The organism is Mucilaginibacter sp. L3T2-6 (assembly GCF_030519355.1).
Taxonomy (GTDB): domain Bacteria; phylum Bacteroidota; class Bacteroidia; order Sphingobacteriales; family Sphingobacteriaceae; genus Mucilaginibacter.
The window spans coordinates 87,753-104,754 of the sequence record NZ_JAUMKC010000014.1 but is presented as its reverse complement, the minus strand read 5'-3'; the positions used below and the strand labels follow the sequence as shown (position 1 = coordinate 104,754).

Here is a 17,002-nt window from a genome sequence, read left to right as displayed (position 1 = left end):
TTACTTAGCCAGCCTTATGCCGGTAAATTGCCATCGTAAATTGGTTTGAAAAAAGTTCCGGTAGGTATTACGGCTATGTCCGGGCGGCGTTACTTCCGATGCGCCGCGCAGCACTTTCTGGTTCACCATAAATTTGCCGTTATATTCTCCTATTGCGCCCGGCGCTTTGGTAAAGCCAGGGTAAGGCAGGTATGAGCTTTCGGTCCATTCCCATCTTTGGCCCCATGCAAATTTTGCGGATGCTGCTTCCCATTCAAATTCAGTGGGCAGCCTTAAGCCTTTCCAGGCTGCAAATGCATAAGCTTCAAAGTAACTAATATGGCAAAGCGGCTCCTCTTTATTTACCGGTTCCAGCCCCCGGTAAGTATAATAATGCCACTGCCCGTCTATATTATGCCAGTAAAGCGGCGCTTCAATCTTGTTGTTCCTTACCCAATCCCAGCCCTCGGCGTGCCAGTGGCGAAAATCACGGTAACCACCTACATTCATAAATTCCAAATATTCGCCGTTGGTTACCAGGTTAGGGCTTATTTCAAATTCGTTTAAATAAACCTTGTGCCGGTTAAGCTCATTATCAAAACAAAAGCCTTCGCCGTTAAAGCCTATTTCGTAAATGCCTTCCTGGAGTTTAATAAATTGACCATTTGCAACAGGTTTTGTTTTCGCCGGTGCGTAATCTTTATCATAGGCGGGAAACAAAGGGTTATGCCCCAGGATGTATTTAATGTCAGTATATAACAGTTCCTGGTGTTGCTCTTCGTGGTTAAAACCCAGAACCAATAATTCTTTAATATCAGCGGATGGTTCAGTACTTAAAAACCGGGCCATGGCTTCATCCACATATTTTCGGTAAGCATAAATCTCGGCTACGGTAGGTCTGCTTAAATTGCCACGGTCAGTGCGGATAACACGGTTGCCTACCGTTTCATAATAGCTGTTAAATACGTAGTTATAATCCGGGTTGTATGCTGTATAGCCTTTGGCGTAAGGTTCAAGTATAAATGTCTCAAAAAACCAGGTAACGTGGCCGATGTGCCACTTAGGCGGACTAACATCAACCACGGGCTGCACTACATAGTCCTCCGTTTGAAGCGGACTACATATCAATTCCGTTCGGTTACGTACTTGTAAGTAGCAATCAGCTAAATTCATCGTTTATTGGTCTCTAAATATCGTTTGAGATTCGAAATTGTTTTAATTTTTAATGTTTTCGCCTGTTTCTTGCGCATCATCAGGGCATAGGCATTATTAAAGCCAATGGGCTTTAACCATTTTATTTGATACTTTTTTTCAAATTGTTCCTGCACATACCCGTAAGTTTTATCCTTGCTATGTGTCAGCGAATCGATGATTTTGGTTGATGGCTGCAAAATAGCCAGCAAACCGGTACCGGTGTACTCCGGGTAAAAATCAATTTGATTATTCGTCAACGCATCAAAACATATCTTTGTACCGCCCAGCCCGGTTTTTGTGGATACATCATAATCAGTATATCCTTTTATCAGCATGCTGTACATGCTTGCCAGGATATACTGTTCTCCAAAAATCTTCGAACCGATGCGCACAACTCCCGCATTTCCGCCACCAGCCGGCTTATATAATTTGTTGGCGACCAAAAAATCTTTAGCTACCCTTTCGGGGCTTTGGTGAAGATAGTCTGTCCTGTAGTTAAGCGCGGTCATTACGCTGTCATTAATTTTACCGGACAGTAAATTAAGCGTCGTTTCCAGCTCCGGAAATTTTTTCAGCGCGTCGTTCCGCACAATCGGAGCTGCATAGTAGGGAGGGAAAATAAATTTATCGTCATCCAAAACTACCAGGTCGTAAGCCTTTAATCGTCCGTCTGTAGAATACCCGCTGATGACATCCAATTGCTTTTCGTAACAGGCTTTGTACATCACTGCGTCGTTGATCACCAATGTTTGTATCTTAAGACCATAGGTGCTTATCAGGCCCAGGTTTCCGTCCCGGCGTCCCATAAACTCTGGGGTGAAGCCGGCTTTTAGCTTACTGCCATAGGCCGATGGGAGCAGGTAAAAGGAAGATAGCAAAACCAGCAGCAAGGGGAGAGTGGCAGTAGCAGTTTTGAGCTTTTTAATGTTGAGCTTTTGCAATCGCGCCAGCAAAAAATCAAACATAATGGCGAGCAGCGCGGCCGGTATCGCTCCGGCCAGAATCATGTTGGTATTATTTAAGGAGATTCCCCCGAAAATAAACTCACCTAAACCACCGGCTGCAATGTATGATGCCAAAGTAGCTACGCCCACAGTTATTACCGTAGCAGTGCGGATGCCGGCAAATATAACCGGCATGGCCAGCGGCAGCTCCACCTTAAATAATACCTGCCTTTTGCTCATGCCCATCGCAACGGCAGCTTCCTTAACGGCTGCATCTACACCGGTAATACCGGTGAATGTGTTACGCAAAATAGGCAGCAGCGCATACAGCAGCAGGGCAACAATAGCAGGTTTGGCGCCAATGCCCAGCAGGGGTATCATAAAGCCCAGCAGGGCAATGCTTGGCACCGTCTGTAAAATGCCGGCCACACCAAGTACCGGCCCGGAGAATCGTTTTTTGCGTGCAATAAAAATACCCAGCGGCAAGCCAATCAATACGGCAATCAGCAGTGAAATAAATGTAAGCCCAATATGCTGTAGTGTTTGCGTAAGCAGCTTATCGCTCTGCTGCTGCATAAATTCCCACAAATTTTGCTGATGCTCATTCATGGGGTGTTTGTTTTTTAAATTGATAAAATGCCGACATCAGTTCCTCAAAACTTGCCAATTTCACATCGCCGGTTTCTTTATTTTTTATCGTGATAGCGTCGGCATGGTCGAAGTTAAAATGTTCCAACGCTGTCCAAAAGTCAGTAGCAGCTGAGAGTGGCTTTGCGGTGGTATGCTTTTGCTTCGATGGCAGCCACTCCCAAATGTCATCCAGCGAGATTGTCTTGAACTCAAGATGCAGTTTTTGCTCCTTTAAAAAATTTCGTACAAAATCATTCTTCGGTTTAAATAGCAAATCGGCAGGCGTACCATCCTGTACAATTTTCCCTTTATCCATCAGGCAGATGCGGTCGCCCAGTTCAAAGGCTTCCTGCACATCGTGGGTAACCATAATGATGGTTTTGCGCTTCAGCTCATCCAATGCCTTGAATTCGGCATGTATTTTTGACCGGGTAACGTTATCCAGTGCGCCGAAAGGTTCATCCATCAGCAAAACTTCCGGATCGGCGACTAACGCCCGTGCAAGTCCAACGCGCTGCTGCTGCCCGCCGCTTAGTTCGCGGGGATAGGCTTTTAAGTAATCTTTAGTGAGGTGAAGTTTTTCCAGCAGTTCGGAAATGCGTTTGTCGGCCCGCTTTTTATCCCAGCCCAATAACTGCGGAACCACGGCAATATTTTCGGCAACGGTATAGTGCGGAAACAGCCCGTTGTTTTGCAAAACATAGCCTATCCCCCGCCGTAACAGTTCGGGCGGCTGGTCCATTATGTTTTTACCATTGATGAATATACTGCCGGACGTCGGCTCGATCAGCCGGTTGATCATCTTCAGCGTGGTGGTTTTTCCGCAGCCGCTGGTACCCAGCAGGATAAGATTTTCGTGTTTTTCCACTTCAAACGAAATACTGTCGACAGCTTTTACTTTGCCGAAATCTTTGCTGAGGTGTTCTGCCTTTATCATCGGGCTTTAATCCTCCATCCCCAGGAAAAGGTTGTTTAAGGATTCTGCATACAACGGATGCGCGAAAACACAGTAGCGAATCCTATCGTAAGTAATGCCGCCCTCCATGGCAATCTGCAGAACAGTCATAATTTCTCCTCCTTCCGGACCGAGCACCGTTGCGCCAAGTATCTTTTTAGTATCAGGGTCAACAATGGCCTTCATAAAGCCGCGGGTATCGCCGGTTTCGATGGCGCGCGCTACGTGGGCCATAGGCAATTTGGCTACTTTATATTTTATCCCCTGTTTTTTTGCTTCGGTTTCGCTGATGCCGACATGGCCAAGCTGCGGGTCGGTGAACATACAGTAGGGTACAGGCCTGTCTTTTATTGAAAGGTTTTGTTTTTCAATTAGATTACGGTATACGATGGTATAATCGTTATAGCTAATGTGCGTAAATGCCGGTCCCGGCTTTACATCACCCAAAGCGTAAATGCCTTTTACATTGGTTTCCAGTTGGTCGTTAACCGTTATGTAACCTCTGTCATCAGCCTTCACGCCTGTGACATCCAGTTGAAGCGCCTTCGACTGCGGTACGCGGCCCGAGGCTATCAGCACATGCGAGCATTTGATTTTTTCTTCCGCACCATTTGTGTTTACGGTTGCAATGATTTTGCCGCCTTGTTTCCTTTTAAATTTAGTAACCGTAGAATTTACACGGATATCAATGTCCTCAGCCTGAAGGATTTTTGTCAGTTCTTCCGAAATGTCTTCATCCTCGCGCGATACAATCCTGCCGGATTTTTCAATAACTGTTACCTTGCTGCCGAACCTCCGGAACATCTGTCCAAACTCCAGCCCGATATAGTTGCCGCCTATAACCAGCAAATGGCCCGGTACGGAGGTAAGGTCCATAATCGAAGTAGAATCAAGATAACCTGTTTCTTCGATCCCTTCAATTTCAGGGATCAGTGGCTTGGCGCCCGTATTAATGAAAATCAGGTCGGCTTTCAGCTCTTTGGTTCGGCCGCTGTTTAGTTTTACTTCAACAGTTTTTTCGCCGGTAAAGCGGGCTTCGCCAAAAAGCAGGTCAAGGTTCTGCGTTTTTTCTATCCCTTTCTGGTTGCCGCTGCGCGATTTGTGCACTATATCGTCCTTGCGTTTTTTAATCTTTGCCAGGTCTACCGAGTAGTTTTTAATTTTAATGCCGAGCGGCGAACTATTGGCGGCTAAGTAAGCCATCTTTGCTGAAGCTATCATGGTTTTGGTAGGCGTGCAGCCATCGTTTACGCACGTGCCGCCCACCCAGCGTTTTTCAATTATCGCAGTCTTTTTGCCCGCTTCAGCCAGTTTTTTTGCCAGCGGACCGCCGGCCTGCCCCGCACCAATTATTATTGCATCGTATTGCTTCATGGTTTATTCGGTTACCTTAACACCCTTCCAGAACGCTACGTAGTTGGTAATGTTTGCGGCGGCGGGCTTGGGGTCGGGGTAATACCAGGCCGCGTCGCGGTTTTCCTGGCCGTCTACCTTAAGGGTATAATAAGATGCTACTCCCTTCCATGGGCAGGTAGTATGTGCCGGCGACGGCTCCAGGTACTCGGCCTTAACGCTTTCTTTAGGGAAATAATGATTGTTTTCAACTACAATGGTGTCATTGCTCTCGGCAATCACCTGGTTGTTCCATACTGCTTTCATATAGGTTGGTTAGATATGTAGTATAAAGATAAAGGTTTTAGTCGGAAAGTCAGTAAAGTCCGGAAAGACAGTAAAGGCTGAAAGGTGTAATGGTTAGGGTGTAAAATGCTGATGCATAGGCCGTTCATCTGGCCGTAAAATTCTTCGATTATTGTCAGGCCGTTCCGATGTTTACTGATCTTTAAACTTTCCCTACTTTTTTTTAAAAATATTTTTAATTATCCATTTTACGCTTATCTTTGCAATCCCAAAACAAAGGGTCATAACGATTCAAAGCAGCGGGAAAAGCCAAAAATGGCCCGTTCGTCTAGGGGTTAGGACGCAAGATTTTCATTCTTGAAACAGGGGTTCGATTCCCCTACGGGCTACTTGAGGGGAAAGGTTGTAAAAAGACAACTTTTCCCCTCTTTTTTTGCCTTGTAAATTGCTGTTTATCAGCAAGATAAGAGAAAGTGGTTCACTCAAATAAGCGGTTCGATGTTGGGTTCCGTCAAAACATAGATTTTTGGGGTACATCGAACCAATAATTTTCCTCTTTTCCTCAACTGGCTGATTTTTATAGTGTTGCAGGATATTTGAATATCGGGCTATTACTACGTCTAAAAGCATCTCAATAGACTTTAACTCATTTGATTTAGCCGGAAGGTCCGCCAGTTTACTTTCTAATAGCCTTAATTCTTCATTACATTCGGCTTTTATCGCTTTAAAATCATCGGCATCAATCTCTTCTTTTAATAGCCTTTTCCTGGCCTTAGATAAGATTAATTCCTGCTCTTCAATCCTATTTGAGATAACTTTCTTTTCATCTAAATCATCCCTGCTGGTTGATCTGCATTCGTCCATAACCACCATTTTAAACAGTTCGCCAACACCCGGTGCTAAATTGAACTTGATCAGTTCATCCTCAAAGTATTGATTGACTGTTTCTGCCTTGAACCTGCATTTACAGGTAGTGCCGGTGCAATGGTAATAATAATAGCGTTCGTGCCTTCCTTTTGATGCGCTGCCTGTTAGCATCCGGTTACAATCCGGGCACTCTAAAAAGCCACGTAGCGGTAGCATATCCTTTGATACAACTTTGGTAGCTATAGGGCGCTTATTGCCATTTAAAATGTTTTGAACTTCATAAAAAAGTGTTTGCGATATCAGGGCCTCATGCTGAGATTTTACAAACTGCATTTCCTCGTTTTCAAATGGGGGAACTACGATGATACCCGCATACATCGGATTGCGGATGAGTTTCCAGAAATTATTGCGTTCACATTTGAGGCCTCTCTGACAAGCAATTTTGCGGACCTGTTCGGCAACAAGAATACCTTTAGACAATTCCTCAAATACCCATTTCATTAAAGCTGCTTCAGGATGTTTTGGGGCGATATACTTCCTTCCATCGGGATACACCAGGTTTTGGTAGCCTTTAGGTGCCGCGCCCATCCAGCGGCCTTCTTTCCTGGCCCTGCGCATACCACCGGAGGTGTTTAACGCTCGTCTTCCATTTTCAGCTTCAGGGATAGATAAATAAACCGCAAGCATTACCGTGCTCTCAGGAATGCTAAAATCAATCGGCTGGTCGATGGCCATCGCCTGCACATTGATCGCCCTTAAAATACCGATCATCTGGTAGGCAAATTCAATGTTCCTGCTAAACCTGTCCCATTTAATGAAAAGGATATTTTCCCGGTCTTTCTTTTTACGGTTTTTAACGACGGTCAACAATTTGTTCCATTCCGGCCTTTTGAAGTTTTTGGCAGAGTAGTCTTCCCGGAAAATACCTTTTACCTCGATGTTGTTAAATTCACAGTGGCGTAGTAAACGGTCTTCCTGTTCAGGCAGGGAGTAGCCTTTTCTTTTTTGCTCATCCGTACTTACACGGACGTATAAATAAGCAGAAGTCATAATAGTAAGAATTTGATAAAGAGAGCATTACAATACGACCGCGTTATGTGTCGTTAAAGTATTGATTAACAGTCAATTTAGCCAAAATATATAAGAAATCCAAAATAATCTTCGCTTCTTTTTCGTCAGCAACTATTCCATTTTTGGCAAGCACTTTTACTGCCTGTTCGGGAGTGATATTTCTTTTATGAGGTAGGATCGGTTTCATTATCAAGCCTGTAAGGCTGCAATAATGCCGTGTTTTTTTAGATCAAATTGACAAGTGTTTCGGTACTACAGAACAATAATAATCTTTCTCAACCCTGCGGGAAATTAAGATAAGAGTATTGTTTATCAGCGGTTTCAAACCAGTAAAATCAATTCAACGAGAAAGATAATTAACCCTCGGGGTTCGCCTATTAATCAGCGGTTGAACAACCCGAGAATATTCCCGAAAACACGCCGGAAAAACAATCTGATTTTATCCCAGAATGATAATGACTGCGGCACTGTTGAGCCCAAGGAAATAATGTAAGCTTGTATTTGTGTAATTGGAAGCCAATTAACTTTTAAGCCAGGCTGCCTTCTATTAATATAAATTTCAAAATCTTTTTTCAACTCTTCATAATTGCTTATCATTATATCAGCATGTCCCTTTCGCTGCATGTTTCCATTGTAAATACGGAATGAACTGCCCGAACCCTTTAAAAGCAGTGTAAGAATGTGCAATGCATAATATTGAATGTAAGCACTATGGATATAACTTGTATGAACAAAGTTATTCGACCAGCTGTTCAATGTTTTCATAAAGATCACGGGAAATGGCAATACGATCCGGGATGATGATTTTTTTTTGCATTCTTCTGCAATAAATTCCCAGGCTACCTGGGTGAATTTCTTTACCGGTATATCTTTTTTATCCACTATATCGGTATAACCAATGATCTGTCTTCCGAATATTTCTACCATCTGCCTGATTTGGAACATCACCATCGGTTTCAGGTCTCTCAGGTAAAGATCTTCGATTGTATCACGGTCTTCAATATAAAATAATTCCTTAGCTGCTGAAAATATATCGTTCGGACTCAGCACCGGTTTACGCCAGCTCGTCGGCGCAACTCGGTCAACGGATTTGCGGATCTGCACTTCATAGTGAACAAGAAGCTGTTCAAGGTCCACATCAAGGCTGCGGAGGGTATGATCATATCTTCGAACTGTTGCAGGCTTTATGTTTTCGATCAGGTGATTGCAATAATCTTTAGCGGCAAAAAGATGACAATTTAAAAATTCCCTAATTTGTTCTTTACGAATGGCTCCCACGATAAAAAGCTGAGGCACAAGCTGCTCATCTTTATATATCTTACCTTTTAAGATCCCGTCAATGTATGCAACGTACCAACTCAGATGTGCCTTTGCAGCGTCGGAATAAGCCGCGTCATAAAAGCTTGTCTTGAACTTTACAGCTTCCTCATAAGCTTTACTGTACGCTTCTTTAGAGTAAATTATCGGATAGTTCGTATTTGTTTCAGCTTCAAATTCAAAATCTACTTTAATCATTATTATATCGCAATATGGGATAAAGTTAAAGGCCCGTTCCCGAGCCTTTAACGCAATTACCTGAACTTACCTACAGATCAACAAGGCACTGACCGTATTCACGGGCAAATACCTGCCTGATACTTCGTTTACACCACCAGCCGTTAACTGATCTGATGATGATCGTTTCACCGGCTATAAAGTGTTCTGCTAAAGAGCCGTAAAAGGCAGTGACCATAAAGGGGTTGCCTGTAACTAAAATTTGCTTTGCCATCTTTTTGAATGGTTTTTAAGTGACCGATTTTGCGATGGATAGCGTATAAACGCTGAACGATTGGATAACAACAAATTTAATCATATCCTGCTTAGTAACCAAATACGTCGGTATTACCTGGCGGCCGGAGCCTGATCAGGTTCTGGACAATCCAAATCCTGCTGCAATTTCATCATAGTTCTTCCAATTAACATATAGTGTAAACTGATTTGGTAAACAAAGGATCTCAAACTGCCCGTCGATAAAACTTGGTGATACCATCCAGGATGATAAAATCCTGCCTTCGATCATTTCGGGATGCCCATCAATCATCAACCTGCGCTGCCCTTTGCTGTTAATGGTACCTGCCATAAATTTGCCGGCCACGTCGAAAGATATTGAGTAGGACGATAATATATCACTTTCAAAAAAAGGAAAGTGATGCAAACCGGTATAGGCGCTTAACATATCCGCTTTAAGTTGAACTTCCTGGTAATACCGGGCATGGTTTACGCCTTTCTGTATGAAAAGTTCATCGTAATGCTGCGCAAGCGAATTTTCGCCTTCCTTTTTCACCATATAACTTAACCAATGATTCATTGCAGAGATAGTTATTTTATTGGCGTTGGAACGGTAATGCCTTAATCCATCCGGCGTGATCAGATCTTCCGGCTTTAAATCAAATTCACTGGTCCAGTCAGTAGTATCAAAGTAGCTCGCTTTTATCACCTGCCTTATAGCATCGTCCGAGCTTTCATAATTTTCCAGCAAGATATTTTCAAAAGTCATCGATAGCGACCTTACCAGTACTGCAAGTTCTCTTGTGTGTATTACGGCACTATGGGCGTACGAACTTAAGCCGGCTTCAATCTTCCTGAGATCATCAGGATAATAGCTCATTGAGGAGAGCAGGCGTTGCCGGAATTTTTGAAGCCTTCTTTTATTAAAATACTCTAATGCGTCCAGTTCTGCATAGGCATCATCAGTAACCAGCGGCCCGTCTTCCGGCGTTTTTAGAAATTCCTGCGCATATTCAGATGCCTCTCCATTGGATTCCTTATGGCTTAACTTTTTCTGAAACCTGTTTTCTCTATTCTTTTTTTTCACAATGTTTACGTAAAAAAGACTTGATTTATTAGAAATTAAAGCCGCTTTAAACGGTAGTATTTTTGCATTGCCGATGCCCCGAATCGTTACTTAATCAATCAGAAAAATCACTAAAATGTGATATAATAACAAAATCCCCAGAGCGCTCGCCGCCTGGGGATTTTAACCTAAACCTTATCACAATTGTGAGCGGGTTGCCCACGATTTTAGTAGCGCGCAACATACTAAAAAACGATTATATCAATAACATTTACCAGCGATTTGCATTACGATTTTTAGACCGCATATAGTCCTGGAACATTCGCTCGTGGAAACGTTTATCCGCTTCTCTTTTTGACCGCTGGTTATAACCCCATATGAAGAGCGCCCATATGCCGAAGCCTACGCCATAAAGCGGGAAAGGGTTTCTTGCTACCAATGCGCCCCAAAAAGCGAAAGTGGAGATGAAGCAGGAAGCGATAAAATAGAATATTGTCTTCATGATGTTTGATACCTAAATATACTAATTAGATTAGTAAAATCAAAGTTTTTATTCAATTAATTTCATAAATCCTGTTGTGTTTTCGTGCTTCCTGAACATAGTCCCGAATCGTGTCGATAACGTCAGATTCCGGTATGCCAACCATCCAGATCACCGGATTTTCGGCATCAGTACTTTTTAAGGTCAGGTTCATCAAGCCCAAGAGCTGAAGGATAAAAGATTGCGTTATAACATAATCTTTAACGCGGTATATTTCCAGCATATCCGTCCGTTTAAAGAATATCCCCCGGCTGATCCTGACGACTTCCGGGGTAACGAGGTAAATGCTTTTTCGGATATATAGCAAGCGATACCATCCCGCAGCCAATGTCCCGATACTGAAAAACACAAAAAAAGGCGACAGGTACCAGGCGAGCAGTAAAAAAAGGAGGGTCAAAAAGATGAGCGGCAGGATTTTCAGAACGGCAAAGCTTATTGCCGGTTTCAATAATATTTCATTGTTTTCCATTGTGTTTCAATTGATCTAAAAAGGTGTCGAACCGGATTGGTTTATGGGTGCGGATACCGGAGCGGATGCCAAATGCTTTCTCAAAAACATTCAGTGAGAGGTTATCCATCGCAAATTCATGATGGCTGTTTTCGGTTTCTATACGAATATTGGGGCTGTTCCAGTACAGCCGGACCCGGCGATCAGCCAGTCCGGCAGCTACTTTAATATCGGCTAACCTTCCTAACAGGCCATTGCCAAATACGAGTGTATATTTTTTTTTCAGCCAGGCGGAGCGCATCCATTGTAACTGACCGTCATGGGGCAGGTTGCCGACGGCAACAAACGCCAGGGTATCCATCCGGGAATAGCGGTGTTTGTTAAGGGTTAAATACGCGATGGCCTCCATCGCGCTGTAAGTAATGACCACCTCCCTGGTGAGGTCATTACCGGCCATCCATACATTTGAGGTGGCAGGAATCCGGTGGAAGTCTTTATCGAAGTATTCGCTATCCGGCCCATAGCTGAATACGAGGTCGGTTACCTGAAAAAAAGCCTGGAGTTCTCCGGGAACTCCAAGCTCAGTTAAAATCGCATTCATTACCGTGAAAAACGGCTTTTACTGTCAAAACGGATGTGCTCATTCGTCGCCACGGGCCGCTGATCTTCTACATCAGCCATAGTGGTATAATAACCGGGGCTTAAAGTACCGGCTTCCTTTTCGTCCCGTTTCTCACCAAAGAGCGCATTCAGCCCTTTGTAAACCATATAAGAAAGCCCGCCGTCAATGACAATAGAAGCGATCAGGGCCAGCTTGTTAGACCGGATACCATTCAGGTCCGTACCGGAATAATTAAACTTGGTCCTGTCGGCCAGTTCTACTTCTTTGCCTTTGCGGTATTTTTCTTTCTGGGCCGGGGTAAGAAATTCATTGTTGACCATATCGGGTGCCATGATCTTTTCGGTGTCAGAAACAATAAACTCACGGGTTTCCGAATCGTATTCTACCAGGATCTCCTTTTTATTGCCCTTATTATCGGTGGTCGTTTTCAGGAAGTTCTCTACTTCGCCTTTTTCCAGTTGCCGGGCTTCGTTGTCATCCAAAAAATCCGGCGTGTCAGGTTTCCTGTAAATAGGATGGATCAACAGATCCGTTTTACCCTGTTCGTTTTGCCGGAGTGATACTTTGGCATCCATGGCTTTGATCTGAATGCCTTCTGCTTCCAGGTTTTCCAGGTGCATCAGGCCAGTCCTGCGACCTGAAAGAAGTGCTTTCAGGTCATTGACGTTCAATAAAAGCTGGCCGCCTGCCGCCAGACCGATGGTCTCCAATTCCCGGAACGGGAGATCCTTTTCTTTAAAGCTGATCAGGTTCATCTTATCTTCCTATGCTATGTGAAACTTCCTCTTCCTGTACAATGAGCTGCTGCTCTGCAGGATTATTTTTAGCGTTAACTAAGGATTTAAAAAGGCCGTCATTGGGGCTGACCTTTGTTTTGCCGCCTTCCATATCTTCTACGGTGAAGGTTTTGCCTTTTTTATCCAGCACTTTATAAACGTTATTGTTGTAGGCGATCTCATCGCCCTTTTTCAGGGTCTGATCCTTTGACTTTTCTTCCTTTAACTCCACTTTCTGCCCGATATCCACCACATAATCAAATATTTTCTGGGCATCTGCAGAAGCGCGGAACAACTCAAAAGGCTCATCTTTGAGAATCTTTATCCAGTTATTTACATAAGCCGCGTGCTGCCCGAAATTATGGCCGATCTTCAGTTCGCTTCCCAGCATCAGGGAGGCAATTTCCGCACGCAGTTCCTCACGGGCATAAGCTTCAGAACCAAAACGGCCTTCCATCGGGCGGTCCAGGCGGGTTTGGTGGCCTGTCCAGTGGCCGATCTCGTGCAGGGCAACAGCGTAATATTTGGTTTCATTCTCGAACTGCTCTTTTAACGGCAAGCGGATCTGGTCACTGGCTTTATTGTAGTACGCTTCGTTTCCCCCGTGGATAATGACCGCTTTACTGTCGCTGATCAATTGTTCAGCCCTTTCAATAGGGCTCCAGGTTTGCTCACCCTGCTTTTCTTTGAGGTATTCTGCCAGCGGCGGGATTCCCTTGATCTGTTCTGCATTAAACACCCAGGCATTGGTGATAACAGGCTTTTCATATTCGGTAGTGCGGGTTTGCGTTTTGCCATGCTCATCCAGGATCTTGTTACCATCCACATCCCTCATCGCCTCAATATTTGTTCTTTTGACAAAATTGATCAGGGTGGCCTTAGCACCTTTTTCCACCTCGTAACCTGCATAACCGGCTTGTTTGAGGGTCATCCACCGGGGATCAGTATGGCCCTGCATGGAAAGCCATAAGGAGTTCATGCCACGATAATTTTTGTTGGTAGTTGGATTGACAGGAATTGTAAAGGCCGGGGCGTCACTATCCGTCCAGGGTTTCTGGAATGGTGATGTTTCTGCCTGTAATTCCGCGATCAGTTTGTTTGCAATCTGTTCGTGGAGTGGTTTGAAGTTTTTACTCATGATTTCTGTTAATTAAATTTTGATAGAAAAAGTCCATCGGATCGATGTACTGTTGTTTAATGCGAATGCTGAAATGCAGGTGTTCACCCGTGACCTTACCTGTTCCGCCGGTAATGGCGATAGGCTGGCCGGCTTGTATGGATTCACCCTGCGTTACGAATAACTGACTTAGGTGACCATAGACAGAAGTCACATCACCATGGTCTAAAGCGACACTCACCCCAAGTGAACTATCATAGCCGGTATTGCTGACCACGCCATCCATGATTGCGTAAACGGTGTCTGATCTTGCCCGGAAGTCGATTCCGTTATGAAAGGCGTAGTTGCCTGTGAGTGGGTGCCTGCGATAGCCGAATGACGAGGTGATGTATAAATTTTTAAGGGGAAGGCAGATAAGGCAGAAGCAGGCCAGCATTTTCATCTGGAATAAGATTTTTGAAGTTCGATGGCTATACCTGGCTTTGCCGGTTCCAGTGCCGCATTTTTTATGCGTGGATTCTGCTGTACGATTTCCAGTGCCTGCCATTCGGCTTTAGCCGTTCCCCTGTCCTGAAGCATCGTGATCTTACACAGATCCTTATAATCGTTACCACGTATCTCCGAACCATTATCCATCAGTTCAGCAAGTATCTCTTCTTTACCTTTCAGGCGAAGCAGGGCATCAGGATGGTAGATAGCTTCCCGGCCGCCTTCAAAGGCCACATAAATTTCATTATCGTGCAGGCTTTCGTAGTTAACCAGCGCGATTTTTCCCTGTCCTCTTGCCGGATCGTTTTCCAGATCCGGACTGACCATGACGAGGGTGCCATTTAAACTTTCATTTTTCATCTTATTTGGTTTTTGCTTTTGGTGAATTGGAAGGCAGCGAACGGAACTGAAGTACCAGGTCCTGTACTTCCTGGCTGATCTTGTTAAAGTTCTGTGTTAGTTTTTCGTTCCGCTGCCCGTTAAAATCGTAGAAGGCGGGTAGCGGGCGGTAGTTCTTTTCTTCTCCCGAGATGGCTGCCATATCCAGATTGATCCGGCAGTTGATTGCAGACGTTTCAAACTGCCCGGTAAATTTCTCCTGTGCATCTGCGGCGATAACACCCACCATTTCGCCCGCGTTGAGGGAGGCTATCTTCCCGGCCGGTATCAGCACTTCCAATTTTTCGTTGAGGGAGGTTGAGGTTTTATTGCGGTCAATGGAAAGCCCTTCTCCAATCTGCTTGGACTTACCCAGTATGCGTTCCAGCCATTCGAGTGTTTCTTTATTTCGCACAGAGCCAGACAGCACGTTCCCGATAACAGAAGTGATGGTTGCGGCGGTATCTTTTCCGTACTGCTGATTGAATTGCGGCAGTTCCTGTAAGCCCATCAATACCGCCACTTTATTGCTCCTGGCTGTAGCGATCAGGTTTTCCACCTTATGTACAAACAAAGTTGGTACCTCATCAATGATGAGTGCCGAAGGCAGGTTGCCTTTGGTGTTGATCAGCTTCGTCAGCCGGTTAATCACAATGGAATAGCAGGCCGAATTGATGTTCTGCGTATTGGGGTCGTTTGCCAGCACGAGTATGCCGGGGGTATTTTTATCTGATATTTTCAGGTTAAAATCATCGCCGGAAAACACCCAAAACGTTTCTTTGGTAGACAGGCGGCTGATAAAGATCTTCAGTGTTCCTACCTGTCCTTCGAGCTGGTCAAAGGCTTTCGCATGGTAGGCGCTCATGAACGGTGAGAGCAGCGAACGCAGTTCCGGTTCGGACACCAGTACGTTGAATATTTCCTCGTAGGTACAGTTAAGCAAGGCCAGAACATGCGGCAGGCTGGAATATTTACCGTTGGCGTATTTACTGAGAAAGTAAATGCAGGATGCCAGGAAGTTGATGGCCGACTGCGTGAAGAACTGATCGCTTCCGCCCGAGCGGTCTCCTTTCTTGAGGGCTTCCACCAGCCCTTCCGCGGTTTCCGCCGCGTCTGCCAGTGAACGGATATAATCTGCCCGCCAGGGATTGATGCGGCGGCTGTTTTCGGGGTCGTTCAGATTGAGCACATGAAAAGCATAGCCTTTCATTTTACCTTCCTGCTTTGCTTTCAGATAGTGGTAGTAAGCGATCTGCCCCAGGTCGGGAAACTTGAAATCATACAGGCAAACTGCGAACTCTTTGGCGATCAGCTGCCGGATAAATGGGTTAACCACGGAAAAGCTTTTACCCGAACCTGGGGTTCCGATGACAATGGTACCCCGGAATACGTTACAGATATTGATCCATCCCTGACGTACTTTGCGTTGGTGGTAAAAGAGCATGGGGATGTTTACCGAATAGGGCGTTTCCACTTTTTTAACCGGCTGCATAAAGCTTTCCGCTTCGGTGTTCCACTTGTCCTTACCCAGCCCGGACTTAATCATTTTAGAGATATTGTCCATAGAAAGGCTGACCAGTATGGCCCCGATGAAAGAGCAGATCATGTAGATCAGGTCATACCATTTCGTGTATGCGCACGCAATGGGTGATGCCCTGCCCTGGCAAGCGATACTCCCGAAAAACAACAGCAAGCCAAGCACTAAGGGATAAACGATATGTTTTTGCGGGTCGAGATCCGTTTCCTTTTTTGACAGGGTTCCCACACTCACCAAGCATATTAAAGTAAATGTGGCCAGCTTGCTGTAGATCAGCCTGCTGTAAATAACGATATGGGCGAGCTTGTCCAGCGGGCTAAAAAAAACGCCCCAGAACGGGGCATTGTGATAGACGAAGATCGCAGCTTCTAAAAGTATAGAAATATAAATACCACATTGCAGGAAGCCATGCAGCTTCTGCTGTTCGCGTGTTTCTTCCATAAGTTGATCGGTTTTTGTAATGCAATGGAAGGAGCGCTTCGCGGTTCTTCCATAAGATTTGTTGGTGAAAGATTTAAGGACGAACCACTCAAGGTCAGCGCCCGGGTCCGTTAGCAGGGTAATCCCGATGCTCAAAAGTTTGTAAGCGCAGCGCTCTCAGGTTTTCCGAATGATCAAGCGTCTCCTCCGACTCCGTTTCCTGCTGCTTTTCAGCAATCTTCCGGCTGATCTCCTGTTCCAGATTTGCCAGTTCGACCTTTAAAGCGGCCAGCTTTGCTTCCTGCTCAAAAGGTTTTTGCGTCAGTTCACGGATAACCGGTATTTCCTTTTCCAATGCTGTCAACTTATCACGGTATTTGATCACCAGGGAACTCACATTATCGATGGCGTTCAAAAAGTACCTGGCAGCAGATTTTGGATTATCAGTATTCGGAATGCCGTTATTACGCATATACCTGATCCCGGTGGTATCACTTTCTGCATAGAGGCTGCTGACGTACTCGTATTTGCTACCCTGTTCAGTTTGGACCCAGGCCAATTGC

The 17,002-nt window shown here is 44.9% G+C and carries 19 protein-coding genes and 1 tRNA gene; 1 reads left to right on the top strand and 19 read right to left on the bottom strand.

The genetic code is table 11. The features are described 5' to 3' along the window. Genes egtB through Q3W13_RS16100 form a run of 5 tightly spaced genes read right to left on the bottom strand, consistent with a single transcriptional unit; the run spans window position 1 to window position 5,361 of the window. Window positions 1-1,152, bottom strand: coding sequence for an ergothioneine biosynthesis protein EgtB (gene egtB / locus Q3W13_RS16120; RefSeq protein ID WP_302865446.1), 1,152 nt, complete (start codon window positions 1,150-1,152; stop codon window positions 1-3). After that, on the bottom strand, window positions 1,149-2,726 hold the full coding sequence (locus tag Q3W13_RS16115) for an ABC transporter permease/substrate-binding protein (protein ID WP_302865444.1): 1,578 nt from the start codon (window positions 2,724-2,726) through the stop codon (window positions 1,149-1,151). The genes egtB and Q3W13_RS16115 overlap by 4 nt, the downstream gene beginning before the upstream one ends. Next, window positions 2,719-3,684, bottom strand: coding sequence for an ABC transporter ATP-binding protein (locus Q3W13_RS16110; protein ID WP_302865441.1), 966 nt, complete (start codon window positions 3,682-3,684; stop codon window positions 2,719-2,721). Before Q3W13_RS16110 ends, Q3W13_RS16115 begins: the two co-directional genes overlap by 8 nt. A 6-nt stretch (window positions 3,685-3,690) precedes the next feature. Further along, the gene (locus tag Q3W13_RS16105) at window positions 3,691-5,076 is read right to left on the bottom strand and encodes a mercuric reductase (RefSeq protein ID WP_302865439.1); all 1,386 of its coding nucleotides are present in this window, start codon (window positions 5,074-5,076) and stop codon (window positions 3,691-3,693) included. Window positions 5,077-5,079: 3 nt separating this feature from the next. Further along, entirely contained in the window at window positions 5,080-5,361 is a 282-nt protein-coding gene (locus tag Q3W13_RS16100) for a DUF427 domain-containing protein (RefSeq protein WP_302865437.1), read from the bottom strand. A gap of 296 nt (window positions 5,362-5,657) precedes the next feature. Between Q3W13_RS16100 and Q3W13_RS16095 the strand changes: the two genes are divergently transcribed. After that, a tRNA-Glu gene (locus Q3W13_RS16095) sits at window positions 5,658-5,729 on the top strand. Here Q3W13_RS16095 and Q3W13_RS16090 read toward each other — a convergent pair. The 14 genes from Q3W13_RS16090 to Q3W13_RS16025 all read right to left on the bottom strand — a co-directional run bounded on the left by Q3W13_RS16090 (window position 5,692) and on the right by Q3W13_RS16025 (window position 16,998). Then, window positions 5,692-7,257 carry a recombinase family protein gene (locus tag Q3W13_RS16090; protein WP_302865519.1) on the bottom strand — a complete coding sequence of 522 codons (1,566 nt, stop codon included), beginning with the start codon at window positions 7,255-7,257 and terminating at the stop codon, window positions 5,692-5,694. The genes Q3W13_RS16095 and Q3W13_RS16090 overlap by 38 nt on opposite strands. A 43-nt stretch (window positions 7,258-7,300) precedes the next feature. Further along, a complete protein-coding gene (locus Q3W13_RS16085) occupies window positions 7,301-7,465 on the bottom strand; it encodes a hypothetical protein (protein WP_165852074.1) in 165 nt (54 codons plus the stop codon). A 194-nt stretch (window positions 7,466-7,659) separates the two neighbouring features. Then, entirely contained in the window at window positions 7,660-8,793 is a 1,134-nt protein-coding gene (locus Q3W13_RS16080) for a hypothetical protein (RefSeq protein WP_117383596.1), read from the bottom strand. A gap of 70 nt (window positions 8,794-8,863) precedes the next feature. Further along, a complete protein-coding gene (locus Q3W13_RS16075; protein WP_117383595.1) occupies window positions 8,864-9,046 on the bottom strand; it encodes a hypothetical protein in 183 nt (60 codons plus the stop codon). 135 nt (window positions 9,047-9,181) lie between these two features. Continuing rightward, a complete protein-coding gene (locus tag Q3W13_RS16070) occupies window positions 9,182-10,132 on the bottom strand; it encodes a hypothetical protein (RefSeq protein ID WP_117383594.1) in 951 nt (316 codons plus the stop codon). A gap of 250 nt (window positions 10,133-10,382) precedes the next feature. Next, a complete protein-coding gene (locus tag Q3W13_RS16065; protein ID WP_117383593.1) occupies window positions 10,383-10,613 on the bottom strand; it encodes a hypothetical protein in 231 nt (76 codons plus the stop codon). 52 nt (window positions 10,614-10,665) lie between these two features. After that, window positions 10,666-11,121: a PH domain-containing protein gene (locus Q3W13_RS16060; protein ID WP_302865434.1), complete on the bottom strand. Its 456-nt coding sequence runs from the start codon at window positions 11,119-11,121 to the stop codon at window positions 10,666-10,668. Then, window positions 11,108-11,701, bottom strand: coding sequence for a hypothetical protein (locus tag Q3W13_RS16055; protein ID WP_302865433.1), 594 nt, complete (start codon window positions 11,699-11,701; stop codon window positions 11,108-11,110). Before Q3W13_RS16055 ends, Q3W13_RS16060 begins: the two co-directional genes overlap by 14 nt. Then, window positions 11,701-12,477 (bottom strand): DUF4099 domain-containing protein, encoded by a 777-nt coding sequence (locus Q3W13_RS16050; RefSeq protein WP_302865432.1) that lies wholly within the window; start codon window positions 12,475-12,477, stop codon window positions 11,701-11,703. The genes Q3W13_RS16055 and Q3W13_RS16050 overlap by 1 nt, the downstream gene beginning before the upstream one ends. 1 nt (window position 12,478) lies before the next feature. Continuing rightward, a complete protein-coding gene (locus Q3W13_RS16045) occupies window positions 12,479-13,636 on the bottom strand; it encodes an ArdC family protein (protein ID WP_134336387.1) in 1,158 nt (385 codons plus the stop codon). Then, on the bottom strand, window positions 13,629-14,051 hold the full coding sequence (locus Q3W13_RS16040; RefSeq protein ID WP_302865428.1) for a M23 family metallopeptidase: 423 nt from the start codon (window positions 14,049-14,051) through the stop codon (window positions 13,629-13,631). The genes Q3W13_RS16045 and Q3W13_RS16040 overlap by 8 nt, the downstream gene beginning before the upstream one ends. A 2-nt stretch (window positions 14,052-14,053) precedes the next feature. Next, on the bottom strand, window positions 14,054-14,464 hold the full coding sequence (locus Q3W13_RS16035) for a hypothetical protein (protein ID WP_302865425.1): 411 nt from the start codon (window positions 14,462-14,464) through the stop codon (window positions 14,054-14,056). A 1-nt stretch (window position 14,465) separates the two neighbouring features. Continuing rightward, the gene (locus tag Q3W13_RS16030) at window positions 14,466-16,460 is read right to left on the bottom strand and encodes a type IV secretory system conjugative DNA transfer family protein (RefSeq protein WP_302865423.1); all 1,995 of its coding nucleotides are present in this window, start codon (window positions 16,458-16,460) and stop codon (window positions 14,466-14,468) included. Window positions 16,461-16,554: 94 nt separating this feature from the next. Continuing rightward, window positions 16,555-16,998 carry a hypothetical protein gene (locus Q3W13_RS16025; protein WP_302865421.1) on the bottom strand — a complete coding sequence of 148 codons (444 nt, stop codon included), beginning with the start codon at window positions 16,996-16,998 and terminating at the stop codon, window positions 16,555-16,557. Window positions 16,999-17,002: the final 4 nt, after the last annotated feature.

What these genes read in the sequence shown, in the direction of transcription:
- egtB (WP_302865446.1), bottom strand. Translation starts at nt 1,152, where the DNA reads ATGAATTTAGCTGATTGCTACTTACAAGTACGTAACCGAACGGAATTG.
- Q3W13_RS16115 (WP_302865444.1), bottom strand. Translation starts at nt 2,726, where the DNA reads ATGAATGAGCATCAGCAAAATTTGTGGGAATTTATGCAGCAGCAGAGC.
- Q3W13_RS16110 (WP_302865441.1), bottom strand. Translation starts at nt 3,684, where the DNA reads ATGATAAAGGCAGAACACCTCAGCAAAGATTTCGGCAAAGTAAAAGCT.
- Q3W13_RS16105 (WP_302865439.1), bottom strand. Translation starts at nt 5,076, where the DNA reads ATGAAGCAATACGATGCAATAATAATTGGTGCGGGGCAGGCCGGCGGT.
- Q3W13_RS16100 (WP_302865437.1), bottom strand. Translation starts at nt 5,361, where the DNA reads ATGAAAGCAGTATGGAACAACCAGGTGATTGCCGAGAGCAATGACACC.
- Q3W13_RS16090 (WP_302865519.1), bottom strand. Translation starts at nt 7,257, where the DNA reads ATGACTTCTGCTTATTTATACGTCCGTGTAAGTACGGATGAGCAAAAA.
- Q3W13_RS16085 (WP_165852074.1), bottom strand. Translation starts at nt 7,465, where the DNA reads ATGAAACCGATCCTACCTCATAAAAGAAATATCACTCCCGAACAGGCA.
- Q3W13_RS16080 (WP_117383596.1), bottom strand. Translation starts at nt 8,793, where the DNA reads ATGATTAAAGTAGATTTTGAATTTGAAGCTGAAACAAATACGAACTAT.
- Q3W13_RS16075 (WP_117383595.1), bottom strand. Translation starts at nt 9,046, where the DNA reads ATGGCAAAGCAAATTTTAGTTACAGGCAACCCCTTTATGGTCACTGCC.
- Q3W13_RS16065 (WP_117383593.1), bottom strand. Translation starts at nt 10,613, where the DNA reads ATGAAGACAATATTCTATTTTATCGCTTCCTGCTTCATCTCCACTTTC.
- Q3W13_RS16060 (WP_302865434.1), bottom strand. Translation starts at nt 11,121, where the DNA reads ATGGAAAACAATGAAATATTATTGAAACCGGCAATAAGCTTTGCCGTT.
- Q3W13_RS16055 (WP_302865433.1), bottom strand. Translation starts at nt 11,701, where the DNA reads ATGAATGCGATTTTAACTGAGCTTGGAGTTCCCGGAGAACTCCAGGCT.
- Q3W13_RS16050 (WP_302865432.1), bottom strand. Translation starts at nt 12,477, where the DNA reads ATGAACCTGATCAGCTTTAAAGAAAAGGATCTCCCGTTCCGGGAATTG.
- Q3W13_RS16045 (WP_134336387.1), bottom strand. Translation starts at nt 13,636, where the DNA reads ATGAGTAAAAACTTCAAACCACTCCACGAACAGATTGCAAACAAACTG.
- Q3W13_RS16040 (WP_302865428.1), bottom strand. Translation starts at nt 14,051, where the DNA reads ATGCTGGCCTGCTTCTGCCTTATCTGCCTTCCCCTTAAAAATTTATAC.
- Q3W13_RS16035 (WP_302865425.1), bottom strand. Translation starts at nt 14,464, where the DNA reads ATGAAAAATGAAAGTTTAAATGGCACCCTCGTCATGGTCAGTCCGGAT.
- Q3W13_RS16030 (WP_302865423.1), bottom strand. Translation starts at nt 16,460, where the DNA reads ATGGAAGAAACACGCGAACAGCAGAAGCTGCATGGCTTCCTGCAATGT.